The 21,965-nt window shown below is 71.9% G+C and carries 16 protein-coding genes and 2 pseudogenes; 7 read left to right on the forward strand and 11 right to left on the reverse strand.

Translation table 11 applies throughout. The features are described from left to right. Positions 1–438 precede the first annotated feature (438 nt). Entirely contained in the window at positions 439–876 is a 438-nt protein-coding gene (locus ACFPZI_RS17890) for a hypothetical protein (protein ID WP_381364150.1), read from the forward strand. 35 nt (positions 877–911) lie between these two features. On the opposite strand, the pseudogene ACFPZI_RS17895 reads toward ACFPZI_RS17890, so the two are convergent. Next, positions 912–2,004: pseudogene (locus ACFPZI_RS17895) on the reverse strand (integrase core domain-containing protein). Between the two features lie 365 nt (positions 2,005–2,369). Further along, positions 2,370–2,534, reverse strand: a pseudogene (locus tag ACFPZI_RS17900) (pirin family protein); the annotation flags it as partial. A gap of 405 nt (positions 2,535–2,939) precedes the next feature. On the opposite strand from ACFPZI_RS17900, the gene ACFPZI_RS17905 reads away from it, so the two are divergent. Beyond that, the gene (locus tag ACFPZI_RS17905; protein WP_381364152.1) at positions 2,940–3,347 is read left to right on the forward strand and encodes a hypothetical protein; all 408 of its coding nucleotides are present in this window, start codon (positions 2,940–2,942) and stop codon (positions 3,345–3,347) included. A gap of 241 nt (positions 3,348–3,588) precedes the next feature. On the opposite strand, the gene npdG is transcribed toward ACFPZI_RS17905, so the two are convergent. The 9 genes from npdG to ACFPZI_RS17950 all read right to left on the reverse strand — a co-directional run bounded on the left by npdG (position 3,589) and on the right by ACFPZI_RS17950 (position 14,982). Beyond that, positions 3,589–4,305 carry an NADPH-dependent F420 reductase gene (gene npdG / locus ACFPZI_RS17910; protein ID WP_381364154.1) on the reverse strand — a complete coding sequence of 239 codons (717 nt, stop codon included), beginning with the start codon at positions 4,303–4,305 and terminating at the stop codon, positions 3,589–3,591. Positions 4,306–4,465: 160 nt separating this feature from the next. Next, positions 4,466–5,299 carry a glucose 1-dehydrogenase gene (locus tag ACFPZI_RS17915; RefSeq protein WP_381364156.1) on the reverse strand — a complete coding sequence of 278 codons (834 nt, stop codon included), beginning with the start codon at positions 5,297–5,299 and terminating at the stop codon, positions 4,466–4,468. Between the two features lie 113 nt (positions 5,300–5,412). Beyond that, positions 5,413–6,417: a DUF2889 domain-containing protein gene (locus tag ACFPZI_RS17920; RefSeq protein WP_381364158.1), complete on the reverse strand. Its 1,005-nt coding sequence runs from the start codon at positions 6,415–6,417 to the stop codon at positions 5,413–5,415. A 222-nt stretch (positions 6,418–6,639) separates the two neighbouring features. Beyond that, a complete protein-coding gene (locus ACFPZI_RS17925; protein WP_352162719.1) occupies positions 6,640–8,241 on the reverse strand; it encodes an AMP-binding protein in 1,602 nt (533 codons plus the stop codon). A gap of 97 nt (positions 8,242–8,338) precedes the next feature. Further along, positions 8,339–10,672 (reverse strand): molybdopterin-containing oxidoreductase family protein, encoded by a 2,334-nt coding sequence (locus tag ACFPZI_RS17930; RefSeq protein WP_381364160.1) that lies wholly within the window; start codon positions 10,670–10,672, stop codon positions 8,339–8,341. 185 nt (positions 10,673–10,857) lie between these two features. Next, on the reverse strand, positions 10,858–11,598 hold the full coding sequence (locus ACFPZI_RS17935) for an SDR family NAD(P)-dependent oxidoreductase (RefSeq protein ID WP_279337483.1): 741 nt from the start codon (positions 11,596–11,598) through the stop codon (positions 10,858–10,860). A 23-nt stretch (positions 11,599–11,621) separates the two neighbouring features. Then, the gene (locus ACFPZI_RS17940; RefSeq protein WP_381364162.1) at positions 11,622–13,145 is read right to left on the reverse strand and encodes a class I adenylate-forming enzyme family protein; all 1,524 of its coding nucleotides are present in this window, start codon (positions 13,143–13,145) and stop codon (positions 11,622–11,624) included. Positions 13,146–13,621: 476 nt separating this feature from the next. After that, positions 13,622–13,957 carry a hypothetical protein gene (locus tag ACFPZI_RS17945; protein ID WP_381364164.1) on the reverse strand — a complete coding sequence of 112 codons (336 nt, stop codon included), beginning with the start codon at positions 13,955–13,957 and terminating at the stop codon, positions 13,622–13,624. 374 nt (positions 13,958–14,331) lie between these two features. After that, positions 14,332–14,982, reverse strand: coding sequence for a TetR family transcriptional regulator (locus tag ACFPZI_RS17950; RefSeq protein WP_381364166.1), 651 nt, complete (start codon positions 14,980–14,982; stop codon positions 14,332–14,334). Positions 14,983–15,473: 491 nt separating this feature from the next. On the opposite strand from ACFPZI_RS17950, the gene ACFPZI_RS17955 reads away from it, so the two are divergent. The 5 genes from ACFPZI_RS17955 (at position 15,474) to ACFPZI_RS17975 (ending at position 21,949) form a co-directional block, all read left to right on the forward strand. Beyond that, on the forward strand, positions 15,474–16,427 hold the full coding sequence (locus ACFPZI_RS17955; protein ID WP_381364168.1) for a GNAT family N-acetyltransferase: 954 nt from the start codon (positions 15,474–15,476) through the stop codon (positions 16,425–16,427). A 538-nt stretch (positions 16,428–16,965) separates the two neighbouring features. Next, entirely contained in the window at positions 16,966–18,147 is a 1,182-nt protein-coding gene (locus ACFPZI_RS17960; RefSeq protein WP_381364170.1) for an aromatic ring-hydroxylating oxygenase subunit alpha, read from the forward strand. A gap of 154 nt (positions 18,148–18,301) precedes the next feature. Beyond that, positions 18,302–19,102 (forward strand): SDR family NAD(P)-dependent oxidoreductase, encoded by an 801-nt coding sequence (locus tag ACFPZI_RS17965; protein WP_016828300.1) that lies wholly within the window; start codon positions 18,302–18,304, stop codon positions 19,100–19,102. An 843-nt stretch (positions 19,103–19,945) separates the two neighbouring features. Beyond that, the gene (locus ACFPZI_RS17970) at positions 19,946–21,289 is read left to right on the forward strand and encodes an MFS transporter (RefSeq protein WP_381364172.1); all 1,344 of its coding nucleotides are present in this window, start codon (positions 19,946–19,948) and stop codon (positions 21,287–21,289) included. Positions 21,290–21,385: 96 nt separating this feature from the next. Further along, on the forward strand, positions 21,386–21,949 hold the full coding sequence (locus ACFPZI_RS17975; protein ID WP_381364174.1) for a lipocalin-like domain-containing protein: 564 nt from the start codon (positions 21,386–21,388) through the stop codon (positions 21,947–21,949). The last annotated feature ends 16 nt before the right edge of the window (positions 21,950–21,965 follow it).

Here is a 21,965-nt window from a genome sequence, read left to right on the forward strand (position 1 = left end):
CCGAAGCGGACGCAGAAATCGATCAGAAGACCACTCTCGAACTACCTCGGTGGATCAAGGCTAAGGGACCGGCGAATTGCGCAGCAGCGTCGCCCATGGGGTACCGGCCAGGCGGGACAGGCGAACCACGGAGCGGAGGCACGGTATCTCGGCCTCATGTCAGTGAACACCGTGGGATATACCGCGCCGTGACAGTGAGACCCAGCGCCCGTGTCACCCTCATGTCAGCAGCGGACAGTCACTCGCCCCCACCGTGACCTGCGGAAAGGCGGCGGGAAGTAGCCGCCAGCGACTGCCGACCACTCCACTGACACGAACTCGACACATCGCACCCGGCGGCCGTCAGCCCGCCCCGACGCCGGAGAGTGCCGCGCATACGATACTCCGTGTGGATCATTCCGCACAGCAGGTCACATCCGTACCACAGGGAGTACACGCATGCGCAGGGCAACGACCATAACGGCGCTCATCGCGGCAGCCGGGCTGATGACCGCGTGCGGCAGCAGCGGCGGCGACAAGAAGGAGCGCGCCGACAAGGGCACGTCCACGTCGTCGACGCCTGCCGCCGATGGCCGGGACAAGACGTACGAGGTCACCTTCGAAGTCGGCGGCGAGGGCAAGTCCAGCGTCTACTACAACCTCGACACGAACCGCTCCGAGCAGGTCACGCTACCGTGGAAGAAGTCGGACAAACTCACCTTGAACAGCACCGAACGCAAGGTCGGGATCACCGTGTCCATCGTGCCGGGACCGGTGAAGCTGTCCAACGGCCAGTACGCCGCAGCCCCTTGCTCGATCACCGTCGACGGGAAGAAGGTCGCCGAGAACCCGGGCGGCGTCGACGGCAAGCACATGTGCGAGTACACCCTCCGGTAACAGCACTGCGGGTGCCGATTAATCGTCCGGCCTGGTCAGGCGGCATGTCGGTACTCGTGAAGAATTCCGCCGAGTCGGTCTCGGCGGTAGACCTCCAGGTGCCGAATCTCTGCCGGCACGCTGATCGGTTGGGGTAGCGAGCGGAGTGGAGCGGCTTGCTGCAGGGTTCGGTGCGGGCGGTGCTCGTTGTAGAAGGTTTCGAACTCGCGGAGCGCGTGCAGGAGGTGTCTCTGGTTCCAGATCAACGCACGGTCGAGGAGTTCGCGCCGGCAGGTCTGTATCCAGCGCTCCATGAGGGAGTTCATCCGGGGTATCCGGATGCCGGTGGTGACGACCTTCAGGCCGGCGTCAGCCAGCAGGGTGTCGAAGGCGGCGGTGAACTTCGCGTCCCGGTCCCGGATCAGGAACCTGGCCCTGCTTGCCCGAGTCCTCCAGGTCCATAACGAGATTGCGACCGAGCTGCACGATCCACTCCGCGGTCGGGTGTCCGGTGGCGCCCAGGATCCGGATGCGCCTCGTGGAGTGCTCGATGACGGCGAAGACGTACATCCGCGCCCCGGTCAGCGTCCGGGTCTCGAAGAGATCGCAGGCGAACAGTGCTTCGGCTTGGCTGCGCAGGAAGTCGGCCCAGGTGGTGCTCTGCCGTTCGGGCGCGGGCGGGATGCCGTGCTCGCGCAGGATCTCACAGACGGTGGAGGCGGCGACCTCGATGCCGAGCGCCGCGAGCTCGCCGTGGATCCGGCGACACCCCTATGAGGCATTCTCGCGGGCCAGACGCAGGACCAGGATGCGGATCGAGCGGACGGTGGGTGGGCGTCCACGGCGCTTGGGCGCACAGGTTGCAGCATGGCGTCGCTTGAGCAGGTCACGGTGCCGGCGCAGGATCGTGTCGGGGCTTACCAGCAGCAGGAGGTGGCGCAGCTTGTCCATGGGGAGGCGGTGGAGCAGGCCGGCGAGGACCACACGGTCGGTGTCGGTGAACGCGGGCTTGGCGACCTGGCGTTGCAGGACGAGCAGTTGGTGCCGCAGGGCGAGAATCTCCACGTCCTTCTCGCGGTCGCTCATCGGCAGGAGACGTAGCAGGGTGAAGATGTTGGTAGCGGCGAGGTAGGCCAGGCGCAGCAGCACGACCGGTCATGATGCCGTCTTCCCCTGTCCAGGTGAAGACAGCGGGGTAGCCGGCAGCCACATCAGAGATGGCCGATCAAGGCCGTGACCTGGGCGGATGATTTATCGGCACCCGCACACCCCACCGCCGCGAAAGTGGGACACGAACCCCTGCCGACATCTGATGACGCGTCAGTAGAGTGAGCAAAGGGTTAGCAAGTGTCCTGCCACAGCTGCCCACAGACAGCCAGACCCTGGAATCGCCCAGCACCGGAAACCGAGCCTGCGGCACACCCAGCCACCCTCCCGCAAGCAGCCGGAGAACGAGCGGCAGCGCCCGACGAGCTCTCCCCCGCCGACCACCGACGCTCAGGTATTTCCGCAGTTCAACGCGCCCTTCCGCGCGGTTTCAGCGGCACCGGCGGCAGCTCCGGGGCCGGCAGTGGAGCGCCGCCGTAGCCCTTCACCTCGCCGAAGCGGGTGCCGGTCATCCAGTCCCGGCGGGCCTGTTCGATCTCCTCCTGGGTGCGGCCGATCCAGTTCCAGAACATAGCGAACGCTGCGTGCATCCGTGCAGGTCAGCGGCGTTCCGGACCGCCGACGGTCAGCAAACCGTCAGCATCGGTCCGGAGGAGTCAGCAATCGTGAGTGCCGCAGTCCTGGTTCGTGGGATGGGGCCGTTCTTCAAGGACTGTGAGCATCCGCGGTCGCGGTGGTCGAAGTGCCCTCATCCGTACAAGATCTGGTATCGGTCCATGGCCGGGAGGCAGGTGAGGAGTCCGGGTTCGCGACCCAGGACAAGGCCATCGCGCGTTTGACGGAGGTCCACAACGCGCAGAAGGCGGCGCCGCGGGGGCAGGCGAAGGCGGAGCGGATCGCCAGGTACGGGGGGCGATGCGGTTCGAGGAGTACGCCGCCCAGGGAAGGCCGGGCAGCGGGACCTGGGGACGGCGTCGGTGGTGCACCTGGAGTCGCTGCCGGCCATCCGCCTGCTGCCGCTGCTGGGCGGCCGGCAGGTGAGTACCTTCGACCACAAGGTCGTCGAAGCCTTCATCCTGGGCATGGAGCGCAACGGCGTGGGCCTGGCCGCGCAGGCGAACGCGTTCGACAAACCGAAGGCGATCCTGCTGGACGCGCACCGGCTGGGGCTGTTCGACGACGATCCCGTCTCCGGTGTGAAGCCGCCGCAGTACGACCGTCTTCGGTTGGCTGACCCGCTACAACACCCGCCGCAGGCACTCCGCCAACGGGCGCCTCAGCCCCGACGATTACGAACACCAGCACCACACGGCCAAGCTCACGCTGGCCGCATGACACACGAACGCGTGTCCACCATCACGGGGGAAGGCCGCCGAACACAGTGACGTCGTCGCGGCAGCCGCACACTCCGCAGAGCAGACCCAACGCGAGGTCACCGCAAAGGCCGCGGTGGCGGCCGGCGGTGCGCGTGCCGGACGGCCTCGGCCCGTCCCGGGCCGGCGCGGTACGGAACCAGGCAGCATCACGCCACCGATGCGGTGGCCGGGCGCTCCCGCGGCCTGGACAGCCGGATCGCGGGGCCAGGGCACGTCTTCCGGGCGGCCCGGTGCGGGGCCGCCCGGGATGTCATACGTCCGTGACGCGGAGCCCGGCGTGTGCCTTGTAGCGGCGGTTGACGGAGATCAGGTTGGCGACCAGCGACTCCACCTGGTGGGCGCCTCGCAGCCGCCCGGCGAAGATGCCCCGCATGCCCGGGATGCGCCCGGCCAGCGCCTGCACGATCTCCACGTCGGCGCGGACCTCGCCGAGCACCATCACGTCGGTGTCGATCTCGTCGATCTCCGGGTCCTGGAGCAGGACCGCGGACAGGTGGTGGAAGGCCGCGGTGACCCGGGAGTCCGGCAGCAGGGCCGCGGCCTGCTCGGCGGCGCTGCCCTCCTCGGGCTTCAGCGCGTAGGCGCCCTGCTTGTCGAAGCCGAGCGGGTTGACGCAGTCGACGACGAGCTTGCCGACCAGTTCCTCGCGCAGGGACTCCAGGGTCGTGCCGTGGCCGTCCCAGGGCACGGCGACGATCACGATGTCGCTGCGGCGGGCGGTCTCGGCGTTGTCGGCGCCCTCGACTCCGTGGCCGAGTTCCTCGGCGGCGGCCTGCGCGCGTTCGGCGGCGCGCGAGCCGATGATCACCTTCTGGCCGGCCTGGGCGAGCCGGTGGGCGAGGCCCTTGCCCTGCGGCCCGGTTCCGCCGAGCACGCCGACGACGAGCCCGGAGACGTCGGGCAGGTCCCAGGGGTCCTTGGCGGGCGCCTTCGCGGGGGCGGGCGACGTTGCGTCTGGTGTGCTCACGTTGTTTTCCTCCTTGTGAGGGGCAGGGGTGGACAGCACGGTCGTCCGGGCTGTTCCCAGGAATCCGGGTAAGGGACGGACCGAGACGGTGTGCCGGGGCGCAGGCACCGGCCGGTGTCGCGGCGCGATCGGAGCAGCATGCGTGCCGCCCCGACCGCGCTCATGGCGCGGTCCGGGACGACGCCTTCCTCGCGTGTGCCTGGATCTCCGGGGGCCAGGCCCTGCCCAGCGACAGGCCGCCGTCGACGACGATTTCCTGTCCGGTGAGGAAACTCGACGCGTCGGAGGCGAGGAAGGCCGCCACGGCGGCCAGGTCCTGCGGCTCGCCGCTGCGGGGAACCGGCTGGAAGTCGCGCAGGCTCTCCCGTACCCGTTCGACGCTGTCGTCCAGGGCCGATCCCGTGAGGCCGGCGCCGTGGCCGACGATGCGGGTGGCCACGCCGCCGGGTGTCATCACGTTCACCCGGATTCCGTGGAGGGCGAGTTCCACCGCGCTACTGCGGGTCAGCTGGACCACGGCGGCCTTGGCCGCACCGTAGGGGTGGGGGCCGTAACCGGCTCTCAGGCCGGCGACGCTGCCGGTGTTCACAATGCTGCCGCCGCCGTGGTCGCGCATGACCCGGGACGCGTGCTTGATGCCGAGGAAGGCGCTGCGGCACAGCAGCCGGAAGACTTCGTCCCACTCGTCGGCCGGGATGTCCTCGGCGAAGCGCCAGGACCCCACCCGGCCGGCGTTGTTGACCAGGCAGTCCAGGCGTCCCCGGGTGGCCGCCGTGTCCGTCACCGCCGCGGCGATGTCCTCCTCGCGGGTGACGTCGACGCGGCGGAACACCGCCGTGTCACCGAGTTCCTCGGCCAGCTCGCGGCCCCGTTCCTCATCGACATCGGCCACCACCACGAAGGCCCCCGCGTCGACGAAGCGGTGGCAGATGCCCGCCCCGATTCCGCTGGCTCCTCCGGTGACCAGGGCGACCTTTCCCTGCAGTGAGTGCACGTTGGGACCTCTCTCCTCGCCTTGCGTGGTCTGCCCGGGGTGTCGGGTACCTCCGGGGACGAGGCTCCTGGCGGGCCGTTCCTCCCGGGTGCTCGTCTGCCGTCCCGGCGTCTTCACTCCTGCGCGCTCCGGTGCAGCGCGGCCACCAGGGCGGGCACCTCGGCCAACGCGCGCAGGGCGTCGTTGAGGTGCGTGCACCCGTCGGTGCCGCGCAGCACCCTGGGCACTGTCGTGCGCAGATCCGCCAGGGGTGTCCCGAGCAGACGGTCCAGGTTGAGCACGGCCAGGGGGCACTCGTCGTAGGGCAGGATGCGCGGCTCGGCCCGCAGGGTGAGGAGGGCACCGGTGCGTGCGTGGGCCGTGGCGTGCAGCCGGTATTCGTGCACAGCCCTCCTACCGCCCTCGGGCACCGTCGCGCTGTCCTGGAACATCGCGTCCACGCCGATGACCTCGCCCGGTGTGACGTCGATGCGCCGGGCCCGGCGCATCGACGGTTCGGTGGGTGCGGCCAGTTCGTGCCAGCCCGCCGGGTCGTCGGGGTGCGGCAGCGGTACGACCCGGCGTGTCCGGTCGCCGCCTTTCCGGACGTGGTCGGGGCTCAGGGCGCTGGATCCGGGCATGAATCCCGTGCAGACGCCTTCCTGCGGGCGCGCCGCGACCCGGTGTGTGCCGGGCCCGGCAGACGGCCACCGGGTCTCGGCGAAGTCTGCGATCAGTGATACCGCGGCGAGATCGTCCAGCATGAGGTACAGCGGGGTCCCGGTGTCCCGTTCCCGCGGCAGGGCCTGCGCCAGCCGGGTGCGGAATCCGCCGCCGCAGCGGGCGCCGGTGAGGAGGGCCAGTTCGCTCCTGGCCGGGGTCGACTCGATCTCCTCGATCACCCGGCTCGCCGGTGTGAATCGGACGCGCAGCCGGTCCTCGGCGACGACGAGCGGGGGCCGGCCGTCGGCCGGGGTGTAGAGGTCGCGGGCCCGCCCGTCGATGTGGAGCCCGGTGCCGAATCCTCCGGGCCACCGCGTGTCGAGCGTCGAAGTACGGCGCACGCTGCCCGGGGGGCGGACCGGTGACGGCCCGAGCGGGCCGGCGGGCTGTGGTGCCGGAGGGTCTTCAATGGTCATCGGGTGCCTCTTCGTCGATGGGGGTCTCACGCTCTTCACGCCGGCTTCCCCAGGGGAGGCAGGTGTGAGCCGGTGCCGTCCTCCCCGTGGGGCGGCCCGCCGCCCGCGCTCGCCCAGAGTCTCACCGCCGTGCGGGGGGTGTTCCCGCTCCGTGCCGGCTGCTTTCCCCCGGTCAGCGGGGAAAGCCGGGGAAGCGGTCCGGGCTGCGGCCGCCGGTCCGGGTCAGGCGTGGCCGTCCCCCCATTTGCTCTCCGCGATGCCGGTCAGCCGACGGTGGTCGAGCTTTCCGTTGTCCGCGCGTTCCAGCGAGTCGACGTAGGCCATGTGCTTGGGCACCTTGTAGCCCGCCAGGTGCGCGCGGGCGTGGGTGTGGAGTTCCTCCTCCGACGGCGGCCGCTCCCCCGCCCGGAGAAGGGCGACGACCTTCCTGCCGAGGCGTTCGTCGGACACGCCGAGGACCGCGGCGTCCGCGATGCCCGGGTGCTGCTTCAGGACCTCTTCGACCTCTTCGGCGAACACCTTCTCCCCTCCGGTGTTGATACAGCTGGAGCCACGGCCGAGGAGCTGGATCCGCCCGTCGGCGTCCAGTTGGGCCAGGTCGCCGGGAACGGACCAGCGGCGGCCCGCGGCCTCGACGAAGACCTGGGCGGACTTCTCCGGGTCGTTGAGGTACCCCACCGGGATCCAGCCTGTGACCGCGAGGCGACCGACCTTGCCGTCGCCGGGTTCGGCGAGGGTTCCGTCGTCGAGCAGCACGGCGGCCCGGTCTGAGGGCACGAACGAGCCGGTGTCGGCCACGTCCCCGCGCACGGACACCGTCGAGGCGACGGCGGAGGCCTCGGAGGAGCCGAGTCCGTCCAGCAGGCGCGCCGCCGGCATGTGGTTCAGGAGCCCTTCCTTGACCGGGCGGCTCCACATCACGCCGGAGGAGAACACGGCGCGCAGGCCGTCGAGGCGCCACCGTCCGGGGTTCTCGTCGAGGGCGGCGAGCATCGGCCGGGCGAAGGCGTCGCCGACGATCGCGAGGGACTGGACCCGTTCGCCGTCCATGACGTCGAGGAGCTGTTCGGCGTCGAAGCGCGCCCCCGGGGTCATGACGAGGGTGCCGGCCCCGCTGAGTGCCGAGATGGCGTAGAAGAGTCCGGCGCCGTGCATGAGCGGGCTCGCCACCAGGGAGCGGATCTCCCGGGTGAGTCCGGCCAGGTGCGCCTCGACGGCCTCGCGGTCGCCGTGGTCGGGCAGCGGTCGGGGGTTCTGCGCGTTGAGCAGGGAGAGGATGTCGCCCTGGCGCCACATCACGCCCTTGGGGTGTCCGGTGGTGCCTCCGGTGTAGATGAGGATCAGGGAGTCCTCGCGTCCGCCGCCGTGCGGCCGCGGGGGGTGCGCGTCCAGTTCGCGGGCGTAGGAGGGGGCCCAGTCGGTGCCCTCGCCGACCTCGAGCCAGAGCCGCACGCCGGGCAGGCGGTGGCGCACCCGGTCGACCCGCTCGCGGAACTCGGCGTCGAAGACGACCGCCTTGACGTCGGCGTCGGCCCAGATCTGCACCAGTTCGTCTTCGACGTAGCGGTAGTTGGTGTTCATCGGGGCGAGGCCCGACTTGCCGGCGGCGAAGAAGGTCTCCAGGTACTCGGGACCGTTGCGCATGTACTCGGCCACGACGTCGCCCGCGGTGAGGCCCGCGGATTCCAGCACCGTGGCGAGCCGGGCCGCGCGGTCGTCGAAGTGCGCCCAAGCGCCTCGTCGTCGCCCGTGAACGAACGCCGTGCGCTCGGGGTGCACACGGGCCACGGCCTCGAAGACACTCGCGAAGTCCCAGCCTGCCATGTCAGCCCTTTCGCGTCATGCCGCCGCCCGGAGCGGTGGCCGTCATCCCATCCGAAAATATCCTATAGATGTTAGATAATAACCTCAAGGTTTTAGGTTAAGGAGAAGGTTCTTCACGGTCGGCGAGGCCCGGCGGGGCGGGGGTGACCGACACCGGGACGGCCGTCAGGGTCGGCATGTGGTTGACCGCCTGGGCGCCGTGGTGCAGGGAGGTGAGCCGGTTGACGTTGCTGCCCGTCGTCCGCGGGTCCCCGCCCGTCTCCAGGCCTCCCCAGCCGTGGGTCATCGACAGGACCCCCGGTCGCATGCTCGGGTCCTCGTGCGCCACGGCCTCGAGCGTTCCGTGCGGCGAGCGGATCGTCACCGCGGCGCCGTGCGTGATGCCCAGGTGCGCCATGTCCTGCGGGTGCAGGTGGGCCGGGTTGTACGACTGCGGGGGCAGGCCGACGACCGCCGACCCTAGGGAGTTGACCACCTCCCGCATCCGCCGCACGACCAGCCGCAGCGGGAACTCCTCGGCGTCCTCGCCGCCCGCCGCCCCACCCTCGCCCGCCCCGCCCTCGGCCCCCGCGGACCGGGCCCCCACGGGTACCGTCGCGGCGACGGGCGCCAGCGCGGCGGCGAGTTCCGCGGCCACGTCGGCGGGCAGCAGGGTCAGGCGGTGCCCGGCCCGCTCCTCGCGGGCCGGGCCCACCGTGGTGCCGGGGTGCCCGGCGAGCAGGCCGTGCGGGTGGGTGCGCACCTCGTCCAGCAGGACCCGGCCGCGGGAGGCGACCAGGTCGAGGAGCTCCTCCGAGGAGGGCGGTCGGGAGGTGTCCAGGTCCCGGCCCGCGAACCGCAGGGGCCCTCCCGTCTCGGCCGCGAGCCGGAAGAAGACCCGCCAGTCCTCGACCACGCCCCGGGGCGGGGCGACCACGGCGGGCGTGTACTGGGCGAACGGGCGGGGGAAGAAGGTCTCCATCAGCCCGGTGTGGTCGGCCCGTTCGTACAGCATCGTGGGGGCGATGACGTAGTCGGCGAGGCGCGCGGTCTGCGACATCCGGGTGTCGATCGACACCAGCAGGTCGAGGCTCTCCAGCGCGCGCCGCGCGGTGTCCTGGTCGGGCAGGGCGAGCAGGGGGTTGCCGCCCGAGACCACCAGCGCCCTGATCCGGTCGGGTCCGGGCCGCAGGATCTCGTCGGGCAGCAGGGCCGCCGGCAGTTCGCCGCGCAGCAGGCCGTGTCCGCCCACCCGGCTGCGAAATCCCCGTTCCCACTCGCGGTCCGCGGGGACCACCTCCGCGCGGGCCGGCCCCTCGCCCATCAGGACGCCGCGCCCCGGCACGGGTTCGCCCTCGCGCAGATAGCGTCCGCAGACGACGTTGAGGCAGGCGGCCAGGTGTTCGGCGATGTTGGAGTGCGGCCCCATGCAGACGCCGGTCCCGGTGCTCACCATGCCCCGCTCGGCCGCGGCGAACATCCGGGCCGCCCGCACCAGCTCCTCGACCGGCACGTCGCAGACGCGGGCGACCCTGTCGGGGGTGGCCTCGGCGACCGCCGCCCGCAGGTCGTCCAGTCCCTCCACGTGGCGGTCGCAGAAGTCCCGGTCGTGCAGCCCCTCCCCCAGGATCACCTGCAGCAGCCCCGCGAACAGCAGCGCGTCGTGTCCGGGGCGGGGTCGCAGGTGCAGGTCGGCGCGTGCCGCGGTCTCGGTGCGGCGCGGGTCGACGACGATCAGCCGCATCCCGCGGTCCCGGGCGGCCTTGAGGTTGGCCGACGGATTGGTGACCAGCGCGCCGTCCCCGTCGCCCCCGTTGACGGAGACCAGCGGGTTCGTGCCCGCCAGCAGCCACACGTCGGCCTCGTCGAGCGACTGGGGGCCGCCCGCGTACACCCCCATGCGCGACTTCACCAGCCACTTCGCCGACTGGTCGAGGGTCATGGTGGAGAAGAGCTTGCGGGAGCCCAGGCCGCGGAACCAGGCGCGCGCCATGAAGGGGGTGAGGGTGGCGAAGTTGTGCTGGGTGCCGATGAACAGGCCCACCGCGTCCGGCCCGTGCTCCTCGACGATCCCGGTGAGCCGGGCGGCCACCTCCGCCATCGCGGTGTCGGCGTCGACCGGTTCGTGCTCGCCCGCGGCCGTCCGCCGCCGGGAGGAGGTCAACCGGTCGGGGCCGTGCAGGAGATCGGCGGCCCTGCGCCCCTTCGGGCAGGTGAAGCCGCGGGAGATCGGGTGCTGCCGGTCGCCCAGCACGCGCAGCACGCGGGTGCCGTCGGTCTCCACCTCGACCCCGCAACTGGCCGGGCACAACCGGCAGTACGACGTCCTCCGGGTCACGGTGTCGCCCTCGGCGGGGCGTGCCCGCCGGGCCCCGTCCGGGGACGGGGGACGCGGGTCGGGGTCGGTCGGGTCGTGCGCGGCCGATTCGTGCGCGGGCCGGGAAGTCGTCATCCGACGGTCCTTTCTGCCGCGGACGTCCGGCGCGGCCGCACCGCGGACCGCGCCGACGTCTCGCGAGGGATCCGAACCGCCCGGCCCACGAGCGGGCAGGGCACCGCCCGGGACGAGGGCCCCGGGCGGAGGTCGACCCCGGGCGGGCACCGGCGGTCCGTCGCGCCGACACCCGCTGCCGGGGCTCACAACTGGACGGGGCCGCCCGCCCACACCCCGATCTCCTCGCCGGAGACGTGCGCGGCACCGTCGCCCGCGAGGAAGGACACCACCGAGGCCACCGCCTCGGCGGGGATCCGCGGCCAGCCGTCCTGGAGGCTCTCCCGCGCCCGGTCGCCGGCGGCGCGCACCATGTCGGTCTCCACGTAACCGGGCACCACGGTGTTCACGGTGATGCCGCGCCGGGCCACCTCCTTGGCGACGACCCCGGCCAGGGCGACCAGCCCCGCCTTGGACGCCGCGTAGGCACCCGTCGTCGGGGTGAGCGCGCGCCCGCCGCTCGGGCTGCCGAAGAACAGGACGCGTCCCCAGCCGGCCGCGTACATGGCGGGCAGCGCGGCGTGCGTGCAGTAGTAGGCGCCGCTGAGGTTGACGCCCAGCACGCGGTCCCACTGTCCGGGCGGCAGGGAGCGCGCCGAGCCGGCCGCGCTGACTCCCGCGTTGTTGACGAGCACGGCGACGGGTCCGAGGAGTTCGGCGGTCCGCGCGACGAGGTCGCCCGCCTGGTCCGCGTCGGACACGTCGGCCCGCAGCGCCACCGCCCGGCCGCCCGCGGCCTCGATCTCCTCGACCACGTCCGTCGCCTCGCGGGCGCGGTGGGCGTAGTTGACCGCGACCGCGAAGCCGTCGGCGGCGAGTCTGCGGGACACCGCGGCTCCGATGCCCCGCCCGCCGCCGGTCACCAACGCGACTTTCCTGGCCTTCATCGGCAACGGCCTCCGTGTTCGGGTCAGCGCACCTTGCCGTGCGTGCGGGGCAGGTCGGCGTAGGTGGCCTTGAGGTCGCGCTTGGCGATCTTGCCGCTGGCCATCCGCGGCAGGGCCTCGTCGAGGAGGACGACGTAGCGCGGGACCTTGTAGTCGGCCATGCGCTCGTTGCAGTGGGCCACCACGTCGGCGGGGTCGATCGGACCGTCGGCCTTGATCAGGGCGGCCGGGGTCTCGCCGAACTTGGCGTCCTCGACGGCGATGACGGCGACCTCCTCGATGCCGGGCATCTCCTGGAGGACGTTCTCGATCTCGGTCGGCGAGATGTTCAGCCCACCCGAGATGATCATGTCCTTCATGCGGTCGACGAAGGTCAGGTAGCCGCGCTCGTCGAGGATGCCCATGTCCCCGGTGTGCAGCCAGCCGTCCACGATGGTCGTGCGGGTGGCTTCCTCGTTGCGCCAGTAGCCGGGCATCATCCCCGGTCCGCGCAGGAGGATCTGGCCGGGGGTGCCGGGCGGACAGTCGACGCCCTCCGGGTCGACGACCCTGATCCTGGTGAAGGCGCCGCCCCAGCCGCACTTCTCCGGGTGCTCCATCGCCTCGTCGCGCGGCATCACGGTGGCGGATCCGCCGATCTCGGTCTGGCCGTAGATCTGGCGCAGCGAGACGCCCTTGCGCTGCCAGGAGGCGAGCAGGTCCACCGGCACCCGCGCGCCGCCCACGTGGGCGGTGGTCAGGCTGGTGAGGTCGGCCTCCGCAAAGCCGGGCTGTGCCGCGACCTGCTCGAACAGGATGGGCGGGCCGGTGAACGTGGTGACCTTCTGGTCGGCCAGCACACGCAGGGCCCGGGCCGGGTCGAAGCGGGGCTGCAGCAGCAGCGTGCCGCCGTGCAGGATCGTGCGGAAGAGTCCCCACACGAGGCCGGCCGCGGTGAACAGCGGGAGCACGAGCAGGGGTCTGAAGCCGTTGGGCAGCACCGGCTCCATGAGGGACCACTCGTGCATCTCGCCGGCGATGGTGGCGTGGGTGAAGATGACGCCTTTGGGTTTGCCGGTGGTGCCGCTGGTGTAGACGATCGCGGCCGTCTCGGAGACGTCGGACACCGGCGGCACGACGGGGGCGTGGGTGCCGTCCCGCAGGGACCGGACGTCGCTCTGGAAGGACTTGAGGACGACCCCGGGCTGCTCCCGGCGGGCCTCCTCCAGGCGCTCGCGCAGCGCGTCGTCGCCGTAGACGACGGTCGGCTCGCAGTCCTCCAGGAGCCCGGCGAGCTCGCGGGCCACCATGCGGTGGTTGAAGGGGGCGACGACGGCACCGAGCTTGAGCGCGCCGAGGGTGGCCGCGCACCACTCCAGGGAGTTCTGCCCCACCAGGGCGACCCGGTCTCCTCGGCCCACTCCCGCCGCGACGAGGTCGGCGGCGATCCCGTCCGCCCAGCTCTCCAGCTGGCGGTAGGTGACCACGTCGCCGTCGAAATCGATGGCCAGCTGGTCGGGAATGTTCCGAGCCCACCAGGTCAGGGTGCTCACGAGCGTTCCGCTCACGTCTGTTCCTCCTGCGCTCTGTCCACGATCGCTTCCGCCACCTCGGGCCGCTCCACGGGTCGCCCCCTTTGGCAGAGCGGCAGCGGATACACCCGAGCACGTGTCGGAAGAATTCTGATGAAGGGAGTCACACGTCGTGTGGTCGGTGGGCCCTTGTCGAGGGGCCTGCTGTCCACCGGCTGCCGACGGACGGTCCGGGCGGCCCGGCCGGTGTCGTGCCCGGCCGGGCCGCCCGGTGCGGCGTGCACCGGTGGTTCGGAGCACGGGCGGACGGGGTCGTCACCGGCTGCTCGGCGTACCGGGCCCGCGATCCCCGAGGTGGCGGGAATCCTTCGTGTGACCGTGGCCGCTTAATCTAAGGGCTTCAGGTACCGCGGACAAGGCTTTTGCGGGATGTTCTCCCGATCGGGCGGAATCACTCCTCCCGTACCGGCCCTTCGACGCCCGCCGGTCCGCGTCGAAGGCGCCCGCCGGGGTCAGCCCCCGGCCTCCGGGGGGAAGTTCTCGAGGGCGGCGGCCTTCCAGGAGCCGTCGCGCGACTCCCACACGGACCGCAGGCCGATCCGACCGTCGGAGGTGTCGTACACCGTCTCCCCCACCCAGGTGGCGCCCTCGCGCCGGATGTCGACGACGCGGAGCGAGTCGACCTTCCCGCGGGGGACGGTCACTCCGCGGAAGACCTGGGGGATGTTCTCCTGCACCATGTCGGCCAAGGACGCCTCGACGTTCCCGTCGAGGACGTACTGGACATGCCGCCGGTAGAGCTCGTGGAACTCCTGGGACTCTTGTGACTCCTGGGACTGCGTGGACATCTGGACGTGCCTCCCCATCGGTGACCGTGGGGCCGTCGCGCCCCCTGCGGAACCAGAGTCGACGCTCCTGGCGTGAACTCACCCTCAGCCTAAAACTCTTAGATAACGGGCGGCAAGGGTTCGGGGGGAAGCGCCCGGGAGAGTGCGCCCACCGACCCCGCCACGCACCTCGGCGGACAGGCGGTACGCAGGGGGTTCGGGGCGACGCGACAGGTGGCGACCGGGCCGGAACGCCGCCGCGCCACTCTCCCGAACGGAAGGGGGCGCGGCGGTACGGCGGGGATTCACCACCCGGCCGGAGAGCACCGCCCTGCGGGGCCTCGCTCCCCGGCGCGGGAACTCGGGCCCGGTGAGGGCTCATGCCCGGAGGGGGCTCACTGCCCGGCGGGCCCCTCCGCCCGCGAGGCCGCGTCCAGATGCATGACGCCAACCAGGAAGCTCCGGATCGTCTGTTCGAAGATCTGCTCGGCGCTCCATTCGTTGGCGGCGAGGGCCGAGGTGAGGGTGGGCTCCTCCTCGGCGTCGACGTGCGGGAAGATCTGCGCCTGACTCTCCGGGGTCTTCATGGCCTCGCTGAGGCTGGCGCCCAGACTCAGCTTCTCCATGCCGTCCAGGATGAGCACGTGCAGGTGTTGCGGCACGCCCGCCTTCTCCAGGAAGCGGGCCACCTTCTCGTACATGGCGATCAGGACGTCACGCGGCAGGTACTCGAGCAGGATGGGGGCCGCGTTGCGGTGGCGCAGGATCGAGCGCCGGAAGTTCAGGGCGAGGGCGACGAAGAGGTCAGGCCAGTTCTCGTCGGCGGGACGGCGCGGGAAGGGCGTGTCCACCATGATCGCCCGGGCCACCTCGGTCATGAGTTCGGTCTTGTTCTTGAAGTGGTGATACAGCGAGGGCGCTCGGACTCCCATCACCTTCGCCAGTCGAGGCATGCTGAACGCCTCGATCCCTTCCACGTCGATGATCTTCAAGGTGGCCGCGACGATCGCTTCGCGGCTGAGCAGAGGTTGGAGTGGTCGGGCCATGGCCGCAGTATCCCGCACCCCGGCGGCGGATGGGACCCGGCGTCGCGGGCGCCCCGCCGCGCCCCGACGGATCCGGCACCGCACCCCACTCCCGGGCGACGCGCCGAGAGGGCACCGGGTGCGAACCCGGCAGGGCGCCGCACACCGCCCCCCGCACCTCGCAGATCACCGCCCGATCCCCTCGGCGGACACCCTCCCATTAACCGACTCTCCATAGTTTTCAGATCACTCTTCCCCGGGCGCGGGATCATCACATTCGCCTGTCACCGCAAGGGGTTCATCGAGACACCCGGGCTTGTGAGCACCACATCTGGCCTATAGCTTGGAGGTAATGAGCTGCTGAGACCGTCGTCGCCGCGCACCGGCGTGGGAGCGCCCCTTTCGGACCCGCCGCCCGCGCACCGCATCCGCGGCCGCCCGAACTCCGGCACCCGGCACCGTCCACCGCGGGCGGCGCCACGGGGCGACGACCCGACATCCGAGGACGTTCTGTGATCACGTACGAGTGGGGCACCTCCTTCGGCACCGACCCGGAGGTCGTCAGTCTGTTGCGCGACGCGGCGGACTTCGACGCCGAGCAGGGTTTCTCGGCCGTGCAGCCGGTCCCGGCCGCGGGCACGGACGGGGCGCCCCCCGGGCGGGTCACCGAACTCGTCGCCCGGATGAGCGACGAGGTGGGCGCCGTCGGCTCGCCGGACGGGGAGGAGGCGATCGTGGCCTTCCTGCGGATCACCTCGCAGGGCGACGGCACCGCCACCACCGAGTTTGTGGTGGGCCCCGAGTACCGGTCCCTGGGGATCGCGACCCTGCTGTTCGAGGAGCTGGGGCTGGCCCGCGGCGGGGCGGCCCGGTGGGCCGGCGAGGGCGTCCGGTCGCTGCGCGCCTGGGCGCACGGCTCGCACCCCGCGGCGGAGCGGATGGCGCGCCGGTTCGGCGCGGTGCCCGAGGACGCGTCGTGGCGGATCATCCGGCCGATGCACCGGCCGGGCAGCGTGCCGGAGCCGGAACCGCCCGCCGGGGTGGACCTGCGCCCGCTGCACCCGGAGTCGGACACGGCGGTGGTGGCCGCGCTCGCCGACGCCGAGAAGGACGGCCGCGGCGCCGGCCGGGTCGGCCCGGAGGTGCTGGTGGCGGTCGAGGCGTCGGGGGAGGTGCTGGGCTTCGTGGCGTACTCCTCGCACCCCCTGGCCGGAGAGGCGCCGGACGGTCCGGGATCGGTGCACCTGCTGGCGCCGCCAACCCGGGGCGAGGCGCACGCGGTGTCACGGGCGCTGCTCGCGGCGGCGCTGAAGCGGCTGGCCGAGGCGGGCGTGCGGGAGGTGGAAATGTCGGTGGACCCGCTGGACGAGCCGCTGGTGCGGGCCTGCCGCAGCGTCGGCTTCCACCACGACCAGACCGACGTGTGCTTCAGCGTGCCGGTCGACGCACCTGCCGCGGTCGCCTGACGGGCGCACCGGCACCGGCGGACGCGAGGCGGGGCTCCCCGAGGAGGAGGGGGCCCCGCCTCTCGCCTTCCGCGGACTCCCGGGCGCGTCCGGCAGCCTCCCCCCGACACGGGCAGGCGCAGATCGACCCGCCGCCGGGACCACCCTGCACACCCCTTCGCCCACCGGCCGGGCCGGGCCTCGCAGACCCGTCACCCAGGGCCGGGGGAGGGCGCCGCGACCCGGCCGACGACCGAGAGTCCCCCGCCGTGTGCTTGACCCCAGAAACCTACAGCCATAAGATTAAGTGAGCTTTTTCGCAGACGGGTGCGTCCGGCGGCGAGCATGCGCCACTGGACCGCCCGCGGACCGGGCCCACCTCGCCCACAAGACGCCCCACGCCCCACTCGTCGCCGTTCCCGTGCCTCCTCGGCGGGGTCGACGAAGAAGGGGAACCGACGTCGCGTGTCTCGCATCCCGCGTCGCGAGACCGCATCCGCCTCTGAGGTCCCGAGCCACCGCAGCGGCGCAAGGAACGCGGACAGTACAGGAGGACGACGTGACGGAATTTGATGCAAAGCGCGAAGAGCGAATTCGTCGCCTGCTCGAGCACCTGCGGAACGACACGACCGACCAGTTCGAAGGAACGGTCTCCTTCAGCCCGACGGAGTTCACCGACGCCGACCTCGCGGCCCGTGAGCGCGAGCTGATCTTCGCGCGGGTCCCGTCGATCGTCGCGCACAGCTCGGAGATCCCCGAGCCCAACGACTTCATCACCCTGCAGCTCCCGCGCAACAACGCCATCGTGGTGCGTCAGCCGGACGGCGGCATCAAGGCCTTCGTCAACCAGTGCCGGCACCGGGGCGCCCTGCTGGAGGAGGCGGCGTCGGGCAAGTGCCGCTTGTTCTCCTGCGGCTACCACCGCTGGTCCTACGACACCGACGGCACCCTGCGCACCATCACCCGCGACAACACCTTCGGCGACCTCGACCGCAGCCAGTTCGGGCTGCTCGAACTGCCCGCCGAGGAGCGACACGGCTTCATCTGGGTGATCGACTCGGTCGGCGCCGAGATCGACGTCGCCGCCTGGCTCGGCCCGGAGATGGACGAGGTCCTGGCCGGGTACAAGCTGGACAACCTGGTCTCCTTCCGTGCCGAGGGCTTCGACGAGCCGTGCAACTGGAAGCTGATGCAGGACGCCTTCCTGGACGGCTACCACATCCAGTACGCGCACCCGAACACCGCGGGCAAGATCGTCCACACCAACGTCTACGCCTTCGAGGACTACGGGCGGCACTGCCGCTGGCTGGCGCCCCGCAAGACGATCGACCGCTGGATCGACGAGGACCCGGGCGACCAGAGCCTCGCCAAGCACGTGACCGAGTCGCACCTGCTGCTGCCCAACAGCACCCTGCTGCGCCTGCCCGACAACCACTTCGAGCTGCTGACCTTCCGTCCTGACCCGGTTGACCCTGGGCGCTGCCGGATGGAGATGCGGGTCATCGTGCCGCGTCTGGAGGAGACCTCCTACGACGAGGAGACCTGGAACAAGCGCTGGCAGCGGAACTGGCAGATCCTGCTGGACGTGCTGCACGCGGAGGACTTCCCGCTGCTGCGCGGCTCCCAGCGGGCGCTGGCGAGCCAGGACGCCGGCCCCATGGTGTTCGGTCGCAACGAGGTCGCCAACCAGGTCTTCCACCGGGAGACCCAGCGGCTGCTCGCGGCCGACGACGCGAGCTGACGCCCGCGCCTCCCCCGTGCCGGAGACCTCCCGGCACCCCTTCTCCCCCACCCCCGGCTCACGGGCCGCACCGGCCGGTCGGAGGCGGATGCCGCACACCCGCCGCACCCGCCCCCGACCGGCCCGGACCGGCCCGGACAGACAAGGACGGCACATGGGCAGCACGACGACACAGCGCCCCCTTCCCGAGAACGGCGTGCTGGACCTGTTCCGGCTGGACGGCAGGACCGCGCTGGTCACCGGCGCCAGTTCGGGGCTGGGCGCGGGCTTCGCCCTCGCCCTGGCCGAGGCCGGCGCACAGGTGGTCCTGACGGCCCGCCGCGCGGACCGCCTGCGCGAGACGGCCGAGCGCATCGAGGCGCTCGGCGGCGAGTGCCTGGTCGTCGCCACCGACGTGACCGACCCGGAGCAGTGCGAGGAGGCGGTGGCGGCGGCCGTCGCGCGCTTCGGGAAACTCGACATCCTGATCAACAACGCCGGTGTCTCCTCCGCGGTGCCCGCGCTGCGCGAGCGGCCCGAGGACTTCCGTCAGGTACTGGACGTCAACCTGATGGGCGCGTACTGGATGGCCCAGTCGTGTGCGCGGGTCATGGGGCCGGGCTCCAGCATCGTGAACGTGGCCAGCGTGCTGGGCCTGATCAAGTCGGTGCTGCCGCAGGCCGCCTACGCCGCGAGCAAGGCCGGCCTCATCGGGCTGACCAGGGACCTGTCCCAGCAGTGGGCCGGGCGCCGCGGCATCCGGGTCAACGCCGTCGCACCCGGGTTCGTGGCCACCGAGATGATCGCCGAGATGCCCTCGGAGACGCTGGACGAGTTCCTGCGCGCGACCAGCCCGCTGGCCCGCACCGGCACCCAGCGGGAGCTCGACGCGGCCGTGGTGTTCCTGGCGGCCCCGGCCTCCAGCTACATCACCGGCACGACCCTCGCCGTGGACGGGGGCATGTCCGGGCACTGAGCGCCCGCGCCCCACCGTCGTCGCCGTACGCCGGCTCGGCCCCGCTCCGGTTCTCGCACCGGAGTCGGCCGGGCCGGCGCTCGTCGTTGCCTTCGAGCGGACGACCACTAACCTTCTTTCCGTAGATTCTCTGCGCTTCCTTACGGGTTACGTTCGACACCCCGTCCGCGGCGACGCGACCCCGGAGGCGGACCGGCCTGACCGTGGCGACCCGCCAGCCCCCGTCCGCGCGCCGCGAGATCCACCGCGCACTCCACAGCGGAACGCCCCGGCCTGCACCATCATGCGATTCGGGGCCCCTCCCCGCTTCCCGCCGCCACCCCGACGAGGCCCCCGCGGGCACCGGGAGCGTGACACGACCGAGGCCGCCGGGAGGGCGCATCGCGCGAGGCGGAAAAATTCCCCGCCCGACCCTTGACCGTAAACTACGGGCATAAGTTAAATGGCCACGTCTCACCCGAGTATTCCCGGCCGCCGCCTCTCCCGGAGGCACCGTCGGCCTCGTTGAGTTCCGCCACGCTCTCCTCTCCCCCGCCGTTCGGCCCGCAGCCGTCCGGCACCCCATCCTCCCGGCCGGCCGCCGTCGATGCCACCCCGAGTGCCGTCGCCAAGGCCCGTCGGCCCGTCCTGACGCACCTACGGCCCGCCGCGCTCCGCACGCGGTCCGTCGTGTCCCTCGGAGGCCGCCCCTTCCTCGGGGCGGCCTCCGAGGGACACCGGGACACCGGGTCCGCGCCGCCTCCTCCCGTCGGGAGGGTGCCCGCGGAAGGGGAGCTCCACCACCCAGAACCGTCCGCAGACCCCCGGGTCGGCGGACGTCTGCTCCACGACAAGGAGTTTCCCTTGACTCGACCCAGCTCGGCAGTGCGTCCGAGAATCTCGGCGGGTGCCCGGTCGGTGGTCTTCGCCTGTCTGGCGATCACGCTCATCGACGGACTGGACAGCGGCATGTACGGCGCGGTGCTGCCGACGCTGCTCCAGAACAAGCAGTGGGGCATCACCCTCGCCTCGGCCGGTGTGATCGGCAGCCTCTCCCTGATCGGGATGATGGTGGGTGCCCTGCTGTCCGGTTACGTGGCCGACCTCATCGGACGGCGCCCGACCGTGCTCGCCTGCGTGGCGAGCTTCAGCGTGTTCACCCTGCTGTGCGCGGCGGCCCCCAGCGTGGAGGTCTTCGGACTGTTCCGCCTGCTCGCGGGCCTGGGCTTCGGCGGTGCCCTGCCCTCGGTCATCGCCCTGACCATGGAGTACGTGCCGGTGGAGAGGCGGCAGTTCTACAACGGCGTCGTCCAGACCGGCTTCCCCATCGGTGGATGTCTGGTCGCCTTCCTGGCCATCTTCATGCTGCCGAACTTCGGCTGGGTCTCCCTGTTCGTCCTCGGCGGTGCCATCGGACTGGCACTGTTCGCGATCGTCTACCGGCAGATCCCCGAATCACTCGCCTTCCTCAGCAGCCGGGGACGCCACGAGGAGGCGCGCGCCCTCGCCGAGCGCTACGGGGTCGAGCTGCCTCCGGAGCCGGCGGTCGGTACCGTGACGGAGAAGCCGAACTGGTCCTCCTCGCTGAAGCTGATGTTCGCCCCCGGGTTCCGGGTCGCGACACTGCTGTTCCCGGCGATCGGCTTCTGCGGGCTGCTGCTGGCCTACGGCATGAACACCTGGATCCCGCAGCTGCTGCGCGCCTCCGGCTACGACCTGGGCTCCGCGCTGACCTTCCTGGTCGCCTTCTACCTGGGCAGCACCATCGGCATGCTGGTCCTGGCCGGCCTCGCCGACCGCTGGGGCTCGCGTCCGGTGATCGCAGGCGGCTTCCTGTGCGGAGCCCTGGCGGTGACCTTCCTGACGATGCATCCCCCGCAGGCCGTCGTCTTCGCCATGGTGCTGGTGGTCGGGTTCTGCGCCTCCTCGCAGGCCGCGGTCGCCGGGTTCGTGGGCGTCTACTACCCGGCCGCGGCGCGCGGCACCGCTCTGGGTGCCTCGCTGGGCCTGGGCCGGCTGGGAGCCGTCTTCGGGCCGATCCTGGTGGGTCTGCTCATGGGCTCCTCGCTCGGTACCTCGTGGGTGTTCTACTTCTTCGCCGCGGCGGCGCTGCTGGCCGCGCTGCTGATCGCGCTGGTGCCGCGGACCGGCATGCACGACCGCACCGCCCCGTCCACCGAACCGCAGGAGGTCGCCCCCGCCGCCTGACCCGCGCCCCGCGCGCGACCCAGCTCCGCCCTCCCGGCGGTCGGCCACCCGCCGACCGCCGGGAGCGGCCGTCCGCCGCCGAACGATCGGACCGTCATGCCCCCTGCCGCACACACCCCCGACGGGCGGACGCCGCCCGACACCCGCGTCCCCTCCCCCTCGGCACCGGCTCCCGAGGAGAACGCCCCCGACGAGCACACCGCCCAGGGCCTCGCCGCCTCGCTGCTCGGCGGCTGGAACCTGGTCGACCACACCCGGCTGGTCGACGGACAGGTCGTCGGGCACCCGCTGGGGCCGGGGCCGCTGGGACGGCTGGAGTACCGGCCCGACGGGCGGATGAGCGCGCTGCTGATGCGTCGCGACCGCCCCTGGCTCGACGGCCTCTCCTTCACCCGGGCCACCGACGAGCAGCGGGGCGCGGCCGCCCTGGGCTTCGTCGGCTACGCGGGCCGGTACACGCTCCGCGGCGACCTGGTCCTGCACCACGTGGAGATGTCGCTGTACGTCGAACACGTCGGTGACGTCCTGACCCGGCGGATCTCGTGGGAAGGTCCGCGGCTCGTGCTGCACACCGAACCGCGTCCCACCCGCACGGGCGGCACCACGACGGACCGGCTGGAGTGGTCCCGCGACCCCGTCCGACCGGATCACCCCGCGTGAACGTCACCGGGCGCGC

The organism is Streptomyces chlorus, assembly GCF_042655885.1.
Classification (GTDB): domain Bacteria; phylum Actinomycetota; class Actinomycetes; order Streptomycetales; family Streptomycetaceae; genus Streptomyces; species Streptomyces chlorus.